This window comes from Flavobacterium longum (assembly GCF_965137575.1).
GTDB classification, from domain to species: domain Bacteria; phylum Bacteroidota; class Bacteroidia; order Flavobacteriales; family Flavobacteriaceae; genus Flavobacterium; species Flavobacterium longum.
In genome coordinates this window covers 502,364-520,435 of the sequence record NZ_CBCRZJ010000002.1, presented here as the reverse complement: position 1 = coordinate 520,435, position 18,072 = coordinate 502,364, and the positions used below count along the sequence as shown (strand labels likewise).

Sequence of the window (18,072 nt, the reverse complement as noted above, 5' to 3'; positions counted from 1 at the left end):
CTTACCCATGAAAAAGATTGCCCTTTTCACCGCGCTGCTCTTGCTGGCCAGCTGTATCGAAGAAGACAACGTGTCTGACCGTTCCATCCGCGGACGCTGGCATCTGCGATCGATGCGGTTGTCGCAACCCGTGGATTGGAATCGTGACGGCACGGCACAAATGGACATGGTGAATGAGTTTGGTTGCCTGTATGATGAGAACATCCTGATTTCCAACAACGGCAACAACTTCACGCTGAACAATGCGCGGTTATTCCAAGGCGACCATCAATTGTTCTACTGCGACGACGCTTCGGAAATACTGCGGAATTTCGGTGATGTGGAAAAGGTTGATGCGCATACCATCCGGCTGCATTTCGTCAATGAATCGCCCGAATATGCAGTCGAATACACGGTTTACGACGAGGTGATGTCAAAGACTTACACGGCATCGGTTCCCACCGTTTATGACGACGATTCGCAAAGTTGGAGCTACGCCAATCTGCAAATCCGAAAAGAATACGTGCGGGAAGATTGATTACATACCGGTCCGGATGGCTTCCACCGGATCGAGCCGCGAGGCGGAAATCGCAGGTAAAATGCCAGAAATCAGCCCAATGAGCGCCGCAAGCGAACTGCCCAAAAAGATGTTGAACGCGCTCAGGACGAATTCAAAATCCAACATACTGGTCATCATCAGGGTAATGATCCAGACCAGGAAAATCCCGATGGCGCCGCCGATTACAGATAAGATTACGGCTTCGAACAAAAACTGGAACAGGATGAACTTGTTCTTTGCGCCCAACGATTTTTGAATGCCGATCAAGTTGGTTCTTTCCTTCACCGACACGAACATGATGTTTGCGATGCCGAACCCGCCAACGAGCAAAGAAAAACCGCTGATGATCCAGCCGACGGTATTCAGGAATCCGACAATGCCATCGATCAAATCGGTAAAACCGGAAAGCACGTTTACGAAGAATCCGTCTATTTCGCCAGCTTTTACGCCTCGGATGTTGCGGAGTTTCTGGATGACTTCACCTTTGAGTTCGTCTTTATTCTCGTCTGGCAACGGCTTGATGATGATCACGGGCAACATGAAAGCACTCTTGATGTTGTCGCCGTATTTCATCCGAAGGAAATTCGATGTGAAGAAAGCCGACGTGTCATTGCTGTCGCCGAACATGCCTGCGCCTTGTTTCTTGATGACGCCGATAATAGTGAATTTCTGTCCGTAAGCCCGCACTTGCTTGCCGATCGGGTCGGCACCTTTGAAAAGGGTTTCGGCCACTTCATGCCCAATCACCATGACACGCGCGCCGGCATTCGATTCTGACTCGTTGTAGAAACGGCCTTTGTCGAACTCCAATCGCTGGATATCGTCAAACTCATCGGTGACCGGAACCATGTTGATGTCTTTGGCGGTTTCGCCTTCGTATTTGATGGTTTCGCGGTTGGTGAAATATTGGAAACAAAGGTTTTCGGCACCTGTCACCGACTCTTTCAATAGCCGGTATTCGTCGTAGGAAACATCCTGAAATTGGTCGATCTTCCAACGCGGCACATCCGATGGGCCAAACGGCACGCGGGTTAAATACATGGTATTCTTATCGAGGGCACTTAAATCTTTCTTGATTTTCTGGTCGAGGGAATCGACGGCGGCCAGCACGGCAATGATGGAAAAAATCCCGATGGTTACGCCCAGCAGCGACAAGAGCGTGCGCAACTTGTTGTTCCGGAGCGCATCTAATGCGAAACCGAAACTTTCTCTAAGCAACCTGAGGTAAACAAACATATCCGGGAAGTTGGTGCGTAAAATTCAGGATTTTTTCTGCAAAAACCTAATATTTTGGCTGTCGATCACAGCAGCTTGCAGCGACGACTTCGATTGCATTCACAGCATCGTGAAATTTAGGATTTGTTGCGGGTTTTCCGTATCGAAAAAATCAAGCAACCGGTAACTTGCCTTCAGGGGAAGGGGCAGATGCTTCCCTACAAAACTGCCAGCGGCCGGGTTACGGGAAAACCTCATTTTTTGCTAAAATTAATACGCGGAAAATTCATTGCATTCCTGTTAAAAAACTACTTTTGCAACTTCAACACAACTACATCAAATGAACACTGAAAAAACGATCAAATCGGCTTTGGTTTCGGTCTTTTCTAAAGACGGATTGGAACCCATCATCCAAAAATTACACGCGCAAAACGTTACCTTCTACTCTACCGGCGGCACCGAGGAATTCATCAAAAACCTTGGCATTCCGGTGGTTGCCGTAGAAGACGTCACGTCCTATCCATCGATTCTGGGCGGCCGCGTCAAGACCTTGCACCCGAAAATCTTCGGCGGCATCCTCAACCGTCAGGACAACGAAAGCGATGTGGCCCAAATGGAAGAATTTGATATTCCACAAATCGATTTGGTGATCGTCGATTTGTATCCGTTCGAAAAAACCGTGGCATCGGGAGCTTCTGAAAATGACATTATCGAAAAGATTGACATCGGCGGCATTTCGTTGATTCGGGCGGCGGCGAAGAACTTCAAGGACACGGTCATCGTGCCGTCGGTGGCAGAATATCCGATGCTTCTCGACTTGCTCGAAGCCAAAAACGGCGCTACTTCGCTGGAAGACCGCAAGCTTTTCGCGACGAGGGCTTTTCATGTTTCATCGAACTACGATACGGCTATTTTCAGCTATTTCAATACAGACGACACCTATTTTAAAGCCAGCATGGCCGATGGAATGACCTTGCGTTATGGCGAAAACCCGCACCAGAAAGGATTTTTCTTTGGCGATTTCGATGCGATGTTCAAAAAGCTCCACGGAAAGGAATTGTCTTACAACAACCTTTTGGATGTGGATGCGGCCGTTAACCTGATCCTTGAATTCAAAAATGACGACCCGACTTTTGCCATCCTGAAACACAACAACGCCTGCGGTTTGGCCACGCGCAAAACTATGAAACAAGCGTATCTCGATGCCTTGGCCGGCGACCCGACCTCAGCCTTTGGCGGCGTGCTCATCGCAAATGGAAACATCGATGCGGACACGGCCGAAGAAATCAATAAATTATTCTGTGAAGTCGTGATTGCGCCCTCTTATGATGACCATGCCGTTTCGGTTTTGGCCGAAAAGAAAAACCGCATTATTCTGGTACAAAACGACATCGCGCTACCTGAAAAACAAGTACGTACGTGCCTCAACGGTTTGCTCGTACAAGGAAAGGACAACATCACCGACAATAAATCGCACCTGACTACCGTTACTGAGATTGCCCCTACATCTGAAGAAATCCAAGACCTGCTATTTGCTTCCAAGATCTGCAAGAATACCAAATCAAACACGATCGTGCTGGCGAAAGGCAACCAACTGATTGCCTCAGGCACCGGACAGACTTCCCGTGTAGATGCATTGCGACAAGCCATCGAAAAAGCGAATTCCTTCGGATTTAACCTCCAGGGCGCGGTCATGGCCAGCGATGCTTTTTTCCCGTTTCCGGACTGTGTGGAGATTGCGCACAACGCTGGCATTTCGGCGGTAATCCAGCCTGGCGGTTCCATCAAGGACGAACTGAGTATCAACTATTGCAACGAAAATAAAGTGGCCATGGTGTTCACCGGAACGCGACATTTTAAACATTGATTTTTCTGCCCGCGCGTAGCAAAAAAAGTTTAATTTGGGTGCATTAATTTGTTTAACTTTGTCGGTAATTTTTTAGTAATCCTAAACCCAAAAACAGAACATGGGATTTTTTGACTTCATGACCGAGGACATCGCGATTGACCTCGGCACGGCTAACACCCTGATTATCCACAATGACAAGGTTGTCATTGACAGTCCGTCGATAGTGGCACGCGACCGAATATCGGGCAAGATTACCGCTGTGGGTAAGGAAGCCAACATGATGCAAGGAAAAACCCATGAGAACATCAAGACGATTCGCCCTTTGAAAGACGGCGTTATTGCAGACTTCGACGCTTCCGAAAAAATGATCAACATGTTCATCATGAGCATTCCGGCGTTGAAGAAAAGGATGTTCAAACCAGCACTTCGCATGGTGGTCTGTATCCCATCGGGCATTACCGAGGTGGAAATGCGTGCGGTGAAGGAAAGCTGTGAACGCGTAAACGGCAAAGAAGTTTACCTGATCCACGAACCCATGGCCGCGGCGATTGGTATCGGGATCGACATCATGCAACCAAAAGGAAACATGATTGTGGACATCGGCGGCGGAACCACGGAGATTGCGGTTATCGCGCTCGGCGGTATCGTTTGCGACAAGTCCGTAAAGATTGCGGGCGACGTGTTCACGAACGACATCATCTACTATATGCGGACACAACACAACCTTTTCGTGGGTGAAAGCACCGCAGAGAAAATCAAGATTACCATCGGCGCGGCCATTGAAGATCTGGACACGCCACCGGACGACATGTCTGTACAAGGCCGTGACTTGCTCACAGGCAAACCGAAACAGGTGGAAGTGTCGTTCCGCGAAATCGCCAAAGCGCTCGACAAATCCATCCAGCGTATCGAAGACGCAATTATGGAAACCTTGTCGCAAACGCCACCGGAATTGGCGGCCGACATTTACAATACGGGTATTTACCTGGCCGGCGGCGGCTCGATGCTCCGCGGGTTGGACAAAAGGATTTCCCAAAAGACCGACCTTCCGGTGTACATCGCCGAAGATCCGCTTCGCGCCGTAGTCCGCGGTACGGGAATGGCGCTGAAAAACATCCCGAAATTCAGGAGCATTCTGATTAAATAAAAGTCCAAAAGATGCATTCCAAATTCCAAAATGACGTCGAGGATTTCAATTTGGGGTGTGGATTTTTTACGTAATAGCCTAGATTCTAATGCAGCAGATATTTAATTTCATCTTTAAAAACAGTACGCGGTTGCTGTTTTTGCTGCTTTTAGGCATTTCCCTGATCATGACCGTGCAGTCGCATTCCTACCACCGAAGCAAAGTGGTATCGTCGGCGAATTTCCTTACGGGCGGCGTGTATTCACAAATCAATGCGGCAGGCGAATATTTCAGGCTGCGCGGGCAGAACGAAGAACTGGCCAAGGAAAATGCACGGCTCAAGAGTTTGCTTTTTAACCTCGGCGATTCTACGGCGGTGCAGAAAATAGACAGCATCAAAGGCGTGGACAAGACGAGCATCATCACCTCGAAAGTCATCCACAATTCGTACAGCGCGTATGAAAATTACCTGACCATCAACAGCGGCGAGGCTGCCGGCATCAGGCCAGACATGGGCGTAATCAACAGCGCGGGAATCATCGGCGTGGTCGATAAAACCTCGAAAAATTATGCGACGGTCATCAGCATCCTGAACATCAAGTCGCAGATCAACGCGAAAATCAAGAAGTCGAACCACTTCGGCACACTCATCTGGGACGGCAAGAGCACCGGCTTCGTCCAACTCATCGATTTGCCGCGACTGGCCGCCATCCGCAAGGGCGACACCATCGTGACCGGCGACCAATCGACCATTTTCCCACCGAATATCGGCATCGGTACCATCGACAAAATCTTCACCGACGACGAAACGAACTTCTACACCATCAACGTGCGGTTGTTCAACGACATGACCAACCTGGGCCATGTATATGTGATCAAGCCTAGGCATCGCGACGAAATCATTAAACTGGAAGCCACGACCAAGAAAGATGAATAGCGCCGTAATCGTCAATATCGTCCGTTTCATTTTGCTGCTCATGGCCCAAGTGGTCATTTTCAACAACATGGATTTTTGGGGTTACGTTACACCGTATCCGTACATTCTGTTCATCATGTTGTACCCGGTAGACGGCAACAAACTGGGCTTGCTCGGCGCCTCATTTATGCTGGGTTGGCTGATGGACATGTTCTGCAATTCCGGCGGCGTGCATGCGGCGGCCTGCGTGGTCTTGGCCTATGTGCGACCGGCCATCTTCAAGTTCTCGTTCGGTTTGAGTTACGAATACCAAACCATCAAGATCAATGACATCCTGACGCCCGAGCGGTTCTCGTTCATCCTGATTTCGGTAGTCGTGCACCACGTTATCTTGTTCATCCTCGAGATCTGGTTCGCGTCGTTTTGGGGCATCATCCTGCGTACGGTAGGCAGTACGATTTTCACGATTATCCTAAGTATCATCCTGATTTATATTTTTAAGCCGAGTAGAAGATGAGAAAAGCACTCTTGCCGACGCTGATTATCATTACGACCGTCTTGCTGTTGATCAGGCTTTTTTACCTGCAAGTCATTGACGATTCGTTCAAGCTGAAGTCAGACAACAACGCCATCAAGATCAAGTACGATTACCCGGAGCGCGGTTACATTTACGACCGCTTCGGGAAGTTGCTCGTGGCTAACCAGCCGTCTTATGACATCATGGTGATTCCGCGTGAAGTGAAAGACATCGATACCGCCGAATTTTGCCGACTGCTGCACATCACGAAAGACGATTTCATCAAGCGCATCGAGAAAGCGCGTGTGTACAGCCCGTTGCTCCGCTCTGTTTTCCTGCCGCAACTCAACAAGATGGAATACGCCGCGTTCCAGGAAAAAATCCGGAAATTCCCCGGTTTTGAAATCCAGAAACGTGCATTGCGCGACTATCAGGTGCATTGCGGCGCGAACGTATTCGGCTTCATTACGCAGGTAAACGACGCCATCATCAAGAAAAACCCCTACTACATCAGCGGTGACTTGATCGGGAAACAAGGCGTCGAGGAAAGTTATGAAACCATACTGCGTGGCATCAAAGGCGTCAAATACATCCAGAAAGACAAATTCAACCGCGACATCGGGCCATATAAAGAAGGCCGCTACGATACCATTGCGGTTCAGGGCAAAGACATCACGCTGTCCATCGATGCCGAACTCCAGCAGTATGGCGAGGAATTGATGATGAACAAACGCGGCGGCATCGTGGCCATCGAGCCCAAAACAGGTGAAATCCTGGCGCTCGTTACTGCACCGTCGTATGATCCGGCTTTGCTCGTCGGGCGTCAGCGTTCGCGCAATTACACGATGCTGTACAATGATTCGGTAGCCAAACCGCTGTTCGATCGCGGGCTTTTGGGCTTGAATCCGCCGGGCTCGCCGTTCAAGATTTTGACGGGCTTGATTGCATTGCAGGAAGGCGTCATCGACGAAAACACATCGTTCGTGTGCCACCACGGGTTCAGTTACGCACGCGGCCGGTTCATGAAATGTCACGATTCGGGCGTGTCGCAACTCCACAACGGCATCTACAATTCGTGTAACACTTACTTTGCGAGCATCTACATGAAAACGCTCGACAAATACCGCAGCCCGGCCATTGGCGTAGATGTCTGGAGCAACCACCTGAAGAGTTTCGGATTGGGTGAATTCATGGGTTACGATCTGCCGACGGGAAAACGCGGCTTGCGTCCGACCTCGAAAACCTATAAGCGCATTTACCCGAATTGGGCCTGGCGTAGCACGACCATCGTCTCGAATGCCATTGGCCAAGGTGAAGTTTTGATGACGCCCATGCAACTCGCCAACATGATGGCGGCCGTAGCCAACCGTGGTTATTATTACACGCCTCACGTCATCAAGAAAATCAAAGGCCAGGGTATCGATCCGAAATTCAAGAAAAAACACGTGACGTCTATCGATCGGAAACATTTTGAGCCGGTCATTTCCGGACTATTCGACGTTTATAATCTCGGAACCGCCCGCGGCCTGAACGTGGAAGGCATCGACATCTGCGGCAAAACGGGAACGGCGGAGAATTATACAAAAATCAACGGCAAACGCGTCAAGCTGCAAGACCACTCGATTTTTGTGGCCTTTGCGCCGAAAGACAACCCGAAAATTGCGATTGCGGTGTATGTGGAAAACGGCTATTGGGGAAAACGCTGGGCCGGCCCGATCACGAGCTTGATGATCGAAAAATACATCAAACGGAAGATTACCCGGAAAGATTTGGAGAAACGCATGCTCGAAGGCAGCCTACAGGCCGAATACACCAAATATTTGAACATCGGCAAAAAGAACGTGGACAGCTTGATCAACGTCAAGCCGAGGATTGACAGCACCGAAGCGGAAAACTAATGAAAAACCAAAGCGTCACAAGCAATATTGACTGGATCAGCGTGTTCATATACACGTTGCTCGTGGTCATGGGTTGGATGAATATCTATTCGTCCTCGCTTTCGCTGACGACGGACAACTCTATTTTCGATTTGAGCCACGAGTACTCCAAACAGTTGATGTTCATTGCCCTGACGGTGCCGCTGATTTTCGTGATTTTGGCGGTGGACGGGAAATTTTATGAGAAGTTCTCCAGCATCATCTTTGCGATTTCCTTGCTGTCGCTCGCCGGATTGTTCGTCTTCGGCAGTACGGTGAAAGGCCAAACCAACTGGTATTCATTCGGGGCGTTTGGATTACAGCCTTCGGAATTCGCCAAGTCGGCCACGGCGCTCGCGCTAGCCAAATACCTCAGCGATGTACAAATCAACCTCAAGGACACGAACCGACAGATGCAGGCACTCGGCATCTTGGCTTTGCCGGTGATTTTGATCGTGCCGCATGACCCCGGAAGTGCGCTCATCTACACGTCACTGATCTTGGTGCTTTATCGCGAAGGCTTGCCCGCTTGGTATTTGTGGACGGGTTTCATCGCTGCCGTCGTGTTTTTCCTGGCGCTGATGCTCAAGGCTTGGGTCATCATCCTGATTGCCGCGCTGGTCGTCATATTCATCTATTACCGAAGCCGGATCGCCAGCCGCAACATCGTGGCCAGCATCATGGCGCTTTTGGCCATTTCGGTATTCGTGCTGTCGGTAGATTATGTATTCGACAACGTCTTCAAGCAACACCACCGCGACCGTTTCAATATTTTGCTGGGCAAGGAAGTCGATATGAAAGGCATCGGCTACAACACCAACCAATCTGAAATTGCGATTGGCTCCGGCGGATTTTTCGGCAAGGGTTATCTGGAAGGCACGCAGACCAAAGGCGGTTTCGTACCCGAACAACATACCGATTACATCTTTACGACCGTGGGCGAAGAATGGGGTTTTCTGGGTTCGCTGGTGGTCATTGCACTGTTCGTTTGCCTGATTGTCCGGATCATTTATTTGGCCGAACGACAGAAAACCAAATTCAGCCGCGTATATGGCTATTGCGTGGCGTCAATCCTTTTCATACATTTCTTCGTAAATATCGCGATGGTTGTGGGCGTTTTCCCGACCATCGGGGTGCCGTTGCCGTTCTTCTCGTATGGCGGCTCGGGACTTTGGGGCTTCACCATTTTGTTGTTCATCTTCCTGAAAATGGACGCGAACAAAGTGAACGAATGGTAACCTGCAAATCGATTGTAACTTAAAAAACTTACCATGAAAACGAAATTTTTAATGCTGTCGCTTTTTGCCACGTGTGCATTGGCTGCGCAAGAAGTGAAACCGACCGAACAACAGCAACAAGGCACGACCGTTGATTCTGTTTCCGTACAACCGACGCCCGCACCCGGCGTGTTGGCCAAAAGCAAGACGGAAGAAGATAAAGCCGCGGAAAAACTCAAACGCGAGCAAAGGAAACTCGAAAAGGAGCAACGGAAAATGGAACGCGAAAAGTCGGCGTTCGAGAAAAGGCAAAGAAAAATCCTCTCCGCCGAAAAAGACGTAGCAAGGCTTCAGGAAAAAATTGAGGACACGAAAAAGAAAATCGAAAAGGAAACCAAGAAGCTCGAAAAGGCACAATCCAAAGGAAAAATCACAGCGGTTGAGGCCAGCGAAAAAAACATCGATATTTCAAAACTCCGGCTTAAGGTAACAGAACTGGAAGAAAAGCTCGAAAAGGAACAGAAAGCGCTCAGCAAATTGCGCGACTAAAAAAAAACGCTCCGAATAACCGGAGCGTTTTTTTTTTGGCTTAGGACCGTTATGATTTTACGGTTTTGTCTTTTTTCAAGGTGACGCTTTTTTCGTAGGTTTTCTTGCCAGACAAATCGTCCAGGACGTTGATGGCTTCCTGTACATAGATGTCTTTCGACAAACTTTCGTGCCAACGGTCGCGCTTTTCCTTGAGCACCGGATCTTTCGCAGTGGCTTCTTCTTCGTAAGGCAACGACGTGAACTTCAGATTGTTTTTGTAGTCGGCCAATGACTTGTACTTTTTCGCCTTCTCTTCGAGTGCTTTCTGCTCGGCCTGGAATTGGTCCAGCTTGAGGTTGTAAGCTGTTTCCTCGCTGCGGTCGTTGAGCCACTTGGCGTTTTCATCGATCAGTTTGAAGGCAGGATCAGAAGCAATCCGTTTGCGGCTGTTGGCGATGGCTTGATCAAAATTCCCTGAACCTTTCCAGGTCTGGTAGTCGGCTGGGTCGATTTTATCCCAAGGCATAGCGTTGTCTATATCGCGCTCACCCATTTTCACATATGCATAACGATCCGGCATGGCGACGTCGCTGCTCACACCTTCCAATTGCGTAGAACCGCCATTGATTCGGTAGAACTTCTGTGTCGTGGTTTTGAGCGCGCCCAAATCGCCGAGATCACTGCTGCGTACAAATTGGTTCAGGTCGATCACATTCTGGACTGTTCCTTTGCCGTAGGTCTGCTTGCTGCCGATGATGACGCCGCGGTGGTAATCCTGGATGGCGGCCGCCAAAATCTCAGATGCCGAAGCCGAGAAACTGTTCACCATAACTACCAACGGGCCGTCCCATTGGATGCGTTTGTCTTTGTCGTACAATACTTCCTTGCGTTTTCCCGCCGACTTGATTTGTACAATCGGACCTTCTTCGATGAACAATCCCGCAATATCAACAACGGTCTTCAACGAACCGCCACCATTGTCGCGTACATCCATGATGATGCCTTGCACGCCTTCTTTCTTAAGTCTTTCCACTTCAAGCGCAATGTCTTTTCCGGCATCACGGCTGCTGTTGTCTTCAAAATCGATGTAGAATTTCGGCAGGTAAATGATGCCGTATTTCATGCCGTCTTTCTGCACAATGCTGGATTTGGCGTAGGTTTCCTCGATTTCAACCTGATCGCGGATGATGGAAATAATCTTCATCGTACCATCGGCTTTTTTTACAGACAAACGTACCTCTGTGCCTTTCGGGCCTTTGATTTTCTTGACCACGTCGTCTAGGCGCATGCCCACGACATCTACCGGTTCGGCGTTGCCCTGCGCTACTTTGAGGATGACATCGCCAGGTTCGAGTTCTTTCTGACGCCATGCCGGACCGCCCGAAATGAGTTCGGTGACTTCGGTGAAATCGTTTTTCTTCTGCAAACGCGCGCCGATGCCTTCGAGTTTTCCGCTCATGGAAATGTCAAACCGGTCTTTCTCCTCAGGTGCGAAATACGAAGTGTGCGGGTCAAAACGCGATGCGATGGCGTTCACAAAAACCGAAAACCAGTCTTCGCGGTTTAAATCGTCCACAAAACCAAAATATTCATTCAATGATTTCAAAGAACTGGCGCGGGTATCGGCTTCCAATTCGGCGTAAGTCTTCTTCTCGATCTTGACGTCGTCTTTCTTGCCGTCTTTCTTGTCGGAATCTGTGCTGCCCTTTTCCTGCAACTCCAATTTATCGGTCAGCGATGACAGTGTTGACAACTTGATCTGTTTCCGCCAGCGTTCTTTCAACTCGGCTACATTCTTTGCGTACGGCTGTTTGTCGTAGTCGGTATTGGTCGTTTCGTTCACGGTGTAATCGATCGGGTTGGCCAACACGTCTTTGTAGTAATTCTTGCTTTCCTTGATGCGTTGCATCAGTCGGTTGTAGGTCAGGTCGAAAAAGGTCAGGTCGCGGTTCTTGATCTGGTCGTCGATCATGAATTCATACTTGGCGAATTCGTCGATGTCTGACTGCAAGAAAAAACGCTTCGAAGGATCGAGCGCCTGGATGTAATCTTTGTAAATGCCTTTAGACAGGTTGTCGTCGATGGCCGCAGGATCATAGTGTCCGCGTTCGATGACGAAAGCCAACAATTCCAGCAACACCTTGTCTTTCTCAGGATCGTTGTTGTTGGTTTTAGGGATGAAGCTCCAGAATGCCACAGAAAGCGCGACAACGAGCAACAAAATCTTATAATTCCTTTTCATAAATGTCATAAAAGTCTCCATCTTTTAAATTCGAATTAAACGCAAACCCAAAAAGGCTTTGACGCGCAAGGTACAAAAATAGGTGCAGCGTGTGTAAAATCGCTATTTTTGTTTTCCAAAAGTAGAAATTAAATCTGATGGCCGCTGTTAAATTTTACCCAACGATTTCAGCCCTATTGGCTTGATTTGTCTGCATTTGTCTACCGATTCAAAAATTTGTTACGACGCGATTTCCATGACCGAAAGACCTTTGATTTTAGTAACCAACGACGACGGGATTACCGCGCCGGGCATCCGAGCCTTGATTGACGTCATGAGCGAGATCGGGAACGTGGTCGTGGTGGCGCCAGACAAACCGCAGAGCGCGATGGGCCACGCAATCACGATCAACAACACGTTATACCTCAATAAAGTATCCGCCGAACAAGCCGTCGTGACTGAATATGCCTGCTCTGGAACGCCGGTCGATTGCGTGAAAATGGCCGTCGTGGAAATCCTGCACCGCAAACCGGATTTGTGTGTGTCGGGCATCAATCACGGCTCGAATTCGTCCATCAATGTCATTTATTCCGGAACCATGAGTGCGGCGGTGGAAGCGGCCATCGAAGGCATTCCGTCTATCGGGTTTTCCTTGTGCGACTACGACTGGAACGCCGATTTTACCCCGACGAAAGAATACATCCGACGCATCGCCACCGAAGTCCTGAAAAATGGACTGCCCGATGGCGTGTTGCTCAATGTCAATTTCCCGAAACTTGCGGAAGATGCCATTCAAGGCATCAAAGTCTGTCGCCAGGCCAAAGCGATGTGGATGGAAACCTTCGACAAACGCAAATCGCCATCCGGACGCGAATACTATTGGCTCACCGGCGAATTCGTCAATCAGGACAACGGCGAAGACACCGACGAATGGGCGCTGAACAACGGCTACATTTCCGTAGTGCCGGTGCAATTTGACCTCACCGCATACCACGCCATGCCACAACTCCAGAACTGGAAATTATGAATAAGAAACTTGTCATCAAAGGACTGATTTTGGGCATTGCCGCACCGCTTTTCCTGGCGTTGTTGTTTGTGGCCGGATTCGCCCTGTATATGCATTTGGATTTCGGCGACGGATTCAAACAACTCAAGTGGCGTGGGCAGTTGCCGAATGTTTTGCGCATCGGGCTACTCGCGAACCTGGCCATTTTCACCTTTACCGTCCGCAAAAATGAATTGGTGTCGCGCGGCCTTTTGCTGGCCACGTTGGTACTCTTAACCGTTTCGTTGCTCCTATGAAATACTACCTTATTGCCGGTGAAGCCTCGGGCGATTTACACGGTTCGAACTTGATCAAGGCATTGCGCGAGGAAGATCCGCAGGCCGATATCCGTTTTTGGGGCGGTGATCTGATGCAGGCAGCGGGCGGCACGTTGGTGAAACACTACCGCGACCTCGCGTTCATGGGTTTTGCCGAAGTGCTGATGAACCTGAAAACCATCTTGCGCAACATCGATTTCTGCAAGAAAGACATCGCTGAGTTTCATCCGGACGTCATTATTTTCATCGATTATCCTGGATTCAATATGCGGATTGCGCAATGGGCCAAACCGCTCGGTTATAAGACGCACTACTATATTTCGCCGCAGATTTGGGCATGGAAGGAAAACCGCATCAAGGCCATCAGGCGCGATGTGGATCAAATGTATGTCATCTTGCCGTTCGAGAAGGATTTTTACGAGAAGAAACATAATTATCCCGTAGCATTCGTCGGCCATCCGCTCATTGATGCCATCCACGACCGCCAACCTACCGACGAAATCGCGTTCAGACGGGCGCACGACCTAGACAACCGGCCGATTATTGCCTTGTTGCCCGGAAGCCGCAAACAGGAAATCAAGAAAATGCTGTCCATCATGCTCAGCGTTGTCGATGATTTCAAGGATTATCAGTTCGTGATCGCGGGCGCGCCGGCGCAGGATTATCATTTTTACGAACAGTTCCTACTGAACAAAAGTGTGCATTTCGTCTCGAACAAAACCTATGATTTGCTGAGTATGTCCACCGCGGCGCTCGTTACTTCGGGAACGGCCACGCTCGAAACCGCGCTGTTTAAAGTACCCGAAGTGGTTTGCTACAAAGGCAGTTGGGTGTCGTACCAAATCGCCAAGAGGATCATTACCCTAAAATACATTTCGCTCGTGAACCTCATCATGGACAAACCTATCGTGACCGAACTTATCCAAAGCGACCTGAACACCAAACGCGTCCGTGAAGAGTTGCAAAAGTTGCTGGACCCGGAAAACAGGCAGCGGATATTGTCCGACTACGAGGCATTGGAAACCGCACTGGGCGGCTTGGGTGCTTCCCGAAAAACGGCAAAACTCATTGTGGCGAACCTAAAATAATTTCAGGATTGGTGCGGTTTTTCCGAAGTTTTGCTTTCGCGGAAAACGGTAACTTATCTTCGGGGAAGGGGCAACGCCCGAAAAAGGGATAGCGAGCCAACATTTTTAGCCAAAATTCTTACAATCAACCTTTTTACCTACCCGCAAGAGTAAATTTTATAAAACTTTAATATGTTTTGCTTTTTCAAAAGTGGAATAAATGGTATTTTTGGAAAAAGTTTTATAATAAATATTAACAAGTGTCCGTTTCCTTTTAATTAAATCCTACTTTGTTTTTGGATTTTTATTCATAATCAACCGGATGGCCGGCGACATAAAAAATAAAAATATGCAGAACAAAATCCTGTTACTTTTCTTCGTTCTTGCCTCATTCACGGTACAGTCCCAAATCGTGACGAGCAAAAAAGAAGCGGTAAAAAAAGGCGTTTACGCACCGCCGGCCGAGAAGAAACCCCAAGTTTCGGCTACTACCGCACAACCAAACACTAAAACACCCGCAACGGTTACATCGGCAAAACCGGTAGCGGTCACCAAACCCAAAGTGACGGCCAAGCCAAAGAAAAAGCGCACCGTTGTGGTTGATGAAGACAACGGTTCCGATTTGGTGATTGGCCCAACAGAAAATTACCTTTCCGTGCAAATGATCAACAACGCCATGGATTTCCTGGGCGTACACTACCGCGGCGGCGGCACGTCTCGCGCGGGTATGGATTGCTCCGGAATGGTAACGGCCGTGTTCAACATTTTCGGGATGAAATTGCCACGCAGTTCTTGGGAAATGGCCAAGGTCGGCGAAAAGATTGACCCAGCCGACGCCAAGAAAGGCGATTTGGTCTTCTTCCGTACCAACGGCAAAAGCACGATCAACCACGTAGGTATGGTCATCGAGAACGATGGCGAAGACATTACGTTCATCCATTCATCCACGAAAAAAGGGGTGATTATCTCCTCCACTAAAGAACCGTATTACAAGCGTACACTGGCGCAAGCCAATCGCGTCATTATGTAATCGACAACGATAAATTGGAAGCCCGGACCGAACATCCGGGTTTTTTGTTTTTTATACGGGAATACCGTAATGACCGTTGCCGCAACGCACGTAATTTCCGCTATGGAAGTTTTGCGATTCCCGTTGGCGCGTTTGGCGTGCGGTTTCATCCCCGGCATTGTCTGGTCATACGTCGTGCGGCCTGAGATTGCGGTTGTCCTGACGGCAAATGCCCTATCGTTGGTGTTGTTTCTCGTGGCATTCTGGTTGGCGCGACAGTCCAAATGGCGAAGCTACTTCGGTGCGATGTTACTGCTGGTCGGCTTCGGCTGCGGCGCGTTGTGTCATTGCGTCCACACGTTTCATCACCGGAAAAATCATTTTCGGCATTTCACGACGGACGGAAAACCACAGCAGTTGATGGTTGTCGTCTCCGAAAAGCGGAAATCAAGCCCGAAACGTACGCGATTTGTGGCCGAACTACTACAGATAGATGGAAAACCGGCTACCGGGAAAATCCTGCTGCAAGCCGCGCCCGAAGCACATTTTGCCATCGGAACCAAAGTACTGGCTTTTGGCGAGATCATAATGAACCAGCCGCCGCTGAATCCGGGGCAATTCGATTATGGGAAATACCTCGACGACCAAGCCATCGCCGCGCAATTCTTCCTGACGGAGAAAAATCACCAGGTAACCGGATTGGAGAAAAATCTTTCCCATTATGCCGATGCCACACGCAACCGAATCATCCGGACATTACGGCAATCCGGGTTTAACGAGCGTGAATTGCAAGTGTTGCATGCATTGGTGTTGGGTCAGCAGCAGGACATTTCGCCGGATATCGTATCTGACTACCAAGCGGCCGGCGCGGTGCACATCCTATCGGTTTCCGGGCTGCATATGGGTTTTGTGCTACTGTTTGTTAACTTTCTGCTCAACCGGTTGCCTAGAACCCGACGCTACAACTTGATCCGGGTGGCCGCCACTGTGTTGCTGCTTTGGGCATTCGCATTCATCGCAGGATTGTCGGCATCCGTGGTGCGCGCGGCCACGATGTTTTCGTTTGTAGCCATCGGGAACAGCCTGAACCGCAGCGCCAACATTTACCATACGTTACTCGTTTCGGTGTTGCTCATCTTGTTGCTCAACCCGGCGTTCATCAACGATGTGGGCTTCCAGTTGAGTTATGCAGCGCTGTTTTTCATTATTTGGCTGCAGCCGGCGTTGGGCGCGCTTTGGACACCAAAATCCAAAATCGTCAAATACTTTTGGGACATCGTGACGGTTTCCTTTGCCGCACAATTGGGCACGTTGCCGCTCAGCATTTTCTATTTCCATCAATTCCCGATGCTTTTTTTCGTGACGAATCTGGTGGTCATCCCAATGCTCAGCGTCATCATGGGTTTGGCGGCCGTCGCGACGATTCCGGCTGCGTTTGGATGCGCTTTGCCGATGCTTCCGGACGTACTCGAAAAAACGATTTACATCATGAACACTGTAATTGGGAAAGTTGCCGCGCTAGACGATTTCGTCCTGCGGAAAATCCCTTGCAATTCATGGATGCTCATAGCCGCGTACTTATTGCTCTTTGCATTCGGAAGTTGGACCCGAAAACCAACCGCGAAACGGTTTGTCTGGATCGTGGCTGCAGCATTTGCGCTACAGGTTTCCACACTAGCATCGGTTAAATATCATGCGATGCAACAGGATTTTATCGTCTTGCAGGTGCCGAAACAAACCGTCCTCATCGCACAACGAAACCGAAAGGCGGTTTTGTATGGCCATCGGGTAAATGCGGTGTCTGACCTTGCGTTGCATCGATTCGTTTCAGACGTCCGACAGATGAAACCCGCACGCACATTTTGGTTCGGACGAAAAAAAATACTGCTACTCAAAAAAGGAATGCCGTTACCGGAAGCCCAACCGGATGTTTTGATTTTGTCTGAGTCGCCGCAATTTAACCTCGAACGCTGGCTTCAAAACCATCGGCCGGAAATCATCGTGGCCGACGCATCTAATTTCAACACAGACGTCGTGCGGTGGAAAGCCACTTGCCGAAAAAGAAAAATCCCTTTTCACTACACGAGGGAAAAGGGATTCTTTAGCTTGTCAGAATAAGTTACGATTTCTTCTTCTTCTTGTTGTTGGCCAGGATTTGATTGGCGCCTTCAAGCCATTTCGACGGGCCGCCCGCTACATAGCCGGTTGTACCCAATTGCTCGAAATTGACTTGTTTGTCTTTATTGGTCGTGGCGTTGACAATCCAGACCGTCGGGTAGCCGCGCACCTGAAAGGTTTGCTGCAATTCCATATTTTGCTTCTGGAGTTCGGCCGGGAGTTGTTTCTTGCGCGGAAAATCGAGTTCCACCAATACGACATTATCCTTGGCCCATTTGGTGAATTCCGGCGTTTTGAAGACTTCTTTCTGCAACCTGATACACCAGCCGCACCAGTCACTTCCGGTAAAGAACAACATCAACGGCTTTTTCTTCTTTTTAGAAACCTTCATGGCTTCCTTGACATCACTATACCAAACCTGGCCTTTACCTCCATCGTTTGTATCTTGCGCCTGCATCGTCAGACTTCCTGAGACGAGCAAAAGGGCAATCATCAATTTTTTCATTTCT

16 protein-coding genes are annotated in these 18,072 nt (G+C 49.2%); 13 read left to right on the top strand and 3 right to left on the bottom strand.

Going from position 1 to position 18,072, the window contains the following annotated elements; genetic code table 11:
• The first annotated feature begins 7 nt into the window (after window positions 1-7).
• A complete protein-coding gene (locus ACM9J1_RS05270; RefSeq protein ID WP_415580911.1) occupies window positions 8-517 on the top strand; it encodes a hypothetical protein in 510 nt (169 codons plus the stop codon).
• Here the strand turns inward: ACM9J1_RS05270 and ACM9J1_RS05265 are convergent, their stop codons facing one another.
• Window positions 518-1,774 (bottom strand): ABC transporter permease, encoded by a 1,257-nt coding sequence (locus ACM9J1_RS05265; RefSeq protein WP_415580910.1) that lies wholly within the window; start codon window positions 1,772-1,774, stop codon window positions 518-520. It lies immediately after the preceding gene.
• Between the two features lie 319 nt (window positions 1,775-2,093).
• On the opposite strand from ACM9J1_RS05265, the gene purH reads away from it, so the two are divergent.
• The 7 genes from purH (at window position 2,094) to ACM9J1_RS05230 (ending at window position 9,843) form a co-directional block, all read left to right on the top strand.
• Window positions 2,094-3,620 carry a bifunctional phosphoribosylaminoimidazolecarboxamide formyltransferase/IMP cyclohydrolase gene (purH, locus tag ACM9J1_RS05260; RefSeq protein ID WP_415580909.1) on the top strand — a complete coding sequence of 509 codons (1,527 nt, stop codon included), beginning with the start codon at window positions 2,094-2,096 and terminating at the stop codon, window positions 3,618-3,620.
• A 100-nt stretch (window positions 3,621-3,720) separates the two neighbouring features.
• Complete coding sequence (locus ACM9J1_RS05255) at window positions 3,721-4,749, top strand: rod shape-determining protein (RefSeq protein ID WP_415580907.1); 1,029 nt, start codon at window positions 3,721-3,723, stop codon at window positions 4,747-4,749.
• Between the two features lie 88 nt (window positions 4,750-4,837).
• Window positions 4,838-5,665 (top strand): rod shape-determining protein MreC, encoded by an 828-nt coding sequence (gene mreC, locus ACM9J1_RS05250; protein ID WP_415580906.1) that lies wholly within the window; start codon window positions 4,838-4,840, stop codon window positions 5,663-5,665.
• The gene (locus ACM9J1_RS05245; RefSeq protein WP_415580905.1) at window positions 5,658-6,161 is read left to right on the top strand and encodes a rod shape-determining protein MreD; all 504 of its coding nucleotides are present in this window, start codon (window positions 5,658-5,660) and stop codon (window positions 6,159-6,161) included. The genes mreC and ACM9J1_RS05245 overlap by 8 nt, the downstream gene beginning before the upstream one ends.
• Window positions 6,158-8,059: a penicillin-binding protein 2 gene (mrdA, locus tag ACM9J1_RS05240; RefSeq protein ID WP_415580903.1), complete on the top strand. Its 1,902-nt coding sequence runs from the start codon at window positions 6,158-6,160 to the stop codon at window positions 8,057-8,059. Before ACM9J1_RS05245 ends, mrdA begins: the two co-directional genes overlap by 4 nt.
• Window positions 8,059-9,315, top strand: a complete 1,257-nt coding sequence (gene rodA, locus ACM9J1_RS05235; RefSeq protein WP_415580901.1) for a rod shape-determining protein RodA — start codon at window positions 8,059-8,061, stop codon at window positions 9,313-9,315. The genes mrdA and rodA overlap by 1 nt, the downstream gene beginning before the upstream one ends.
• 33 nt (window positions 9,316-9,348) lie before the next feature.
• Entirely contained in the window at window positions 9,349-9,843 is a 495-nt protein-coding gene (locus tag ACM9J1_RS05230; RefSeq protein WP_415580900.1) for a hypothetical protein, read from the top strand.
• 49 nt (window positions 9,844-9,892) lie between these two features.
• Here ACM9J1_RS05230 and ACM9J1_RS05225 read toward each other — a convergent pair whose 3' ends face one another.
• The gene (locus ACM9J1_RS05225) at window positions 9,893-12,088 is read right to left on the bottom strand and encodes a carboxy terminal-processing peptidase (RefSeq protein ID WP_415580899.1); all 2,196 of its coding nucleotides are present in this window, start codon (window positions 12,086-12,088) and stop codon (window positions 9,893-9,895) included.
• Window positions 12,089-12,302: 214 nt separating this feature from the next.
• On the opposite strand from ACM9J1_RS05225, the gene surE reads away from it, so the two are divergent.
• The 5 genes from surE to ACM9J1_RS05200 all read left to right on the top strand — a co-directional run bounded on the left by surE (window position 12,303) and on the right by ACM9J1_RS05200 (window position 17,563).
• Window positions 12,303-13,073: a 5'/3'-nucleotidase SurE gene (gene surE / locus ACM9J1_RS05220; RefSeq protein WP_415580898.1), complete on the top strand. Its 771-nt coding sequence runs from the start codon at window positions 12,303-12,305 to the stop codon at window positions 13,071-13,073.
• Window positions 13,070-13,348 (top strand): hypothetical protein, encoded by a 279-nt coding sequence (locus ACM9J1_RS05215; protein ID WP_415580897.1) that lies wholly within the window; start codon window positions 13,070-13,072, stop codon window positions 13,346-13,348. The genes surE and ACM9J1_RS05215 overlap by 4 nt, the downstream gene beginning before the upstream one ends.
• Complete coding sequence (lpxB, locus tag ACM9J1_RS05210) at window positions 13,345-14,457, top strand: lipid-A-disaccharide synthase (RefSeq protein WP_415580896.1); 1,113 nt, start codon at window positions 13,345-13,347, stop codon at window positions 14,455-14,457. The genes ACM9J1_RS05215 and lpxB overlap by 4 nt, the downstream gene beginning before the upstream one ends.
• Window positions 14,458-14,785: 328 nt before the next feature.
• Window positions 14,786-15,466: a C40 family peptidase gene (locus tag ACM9J1_RS05205; protein WP_415580895.1), complete on the top strand. Its 681-nt coding sequence runs from the start codon at window positions 14,786-14,788 to the stop codon at window positions 15,464-15,466.
• A 102-nt stretch (window positions 15,467-15,568) separates the two neighbouring features.
• Entirely contained in the window at window positions 15,569-17,563 is a 1,995-nt protein-coding gene (locus ACM9J1_RS05200) for a ComEC/Rec2 family competence protein (RefSeq protein ID WP_415580893.1), read from the top strand.
• Window position 17,564: 1 nt separating this feature from the next.
• Here ACM9J1_RS05200 and ACM9J1_RS05195 read toward each other — a convergent pair whose 3' ends face one another.
• Entirely contained in the window at window positions 17,565-18,068 is a 504-nt protein-coding gene (locus ACM9J1_RS05195; RefSeq protein ID WP_415580892.1) for a thioredoxin family protein, read from the bottom strand.
• Window positions 18,069-18,072 lie beyond the last annotated feature (4 nt).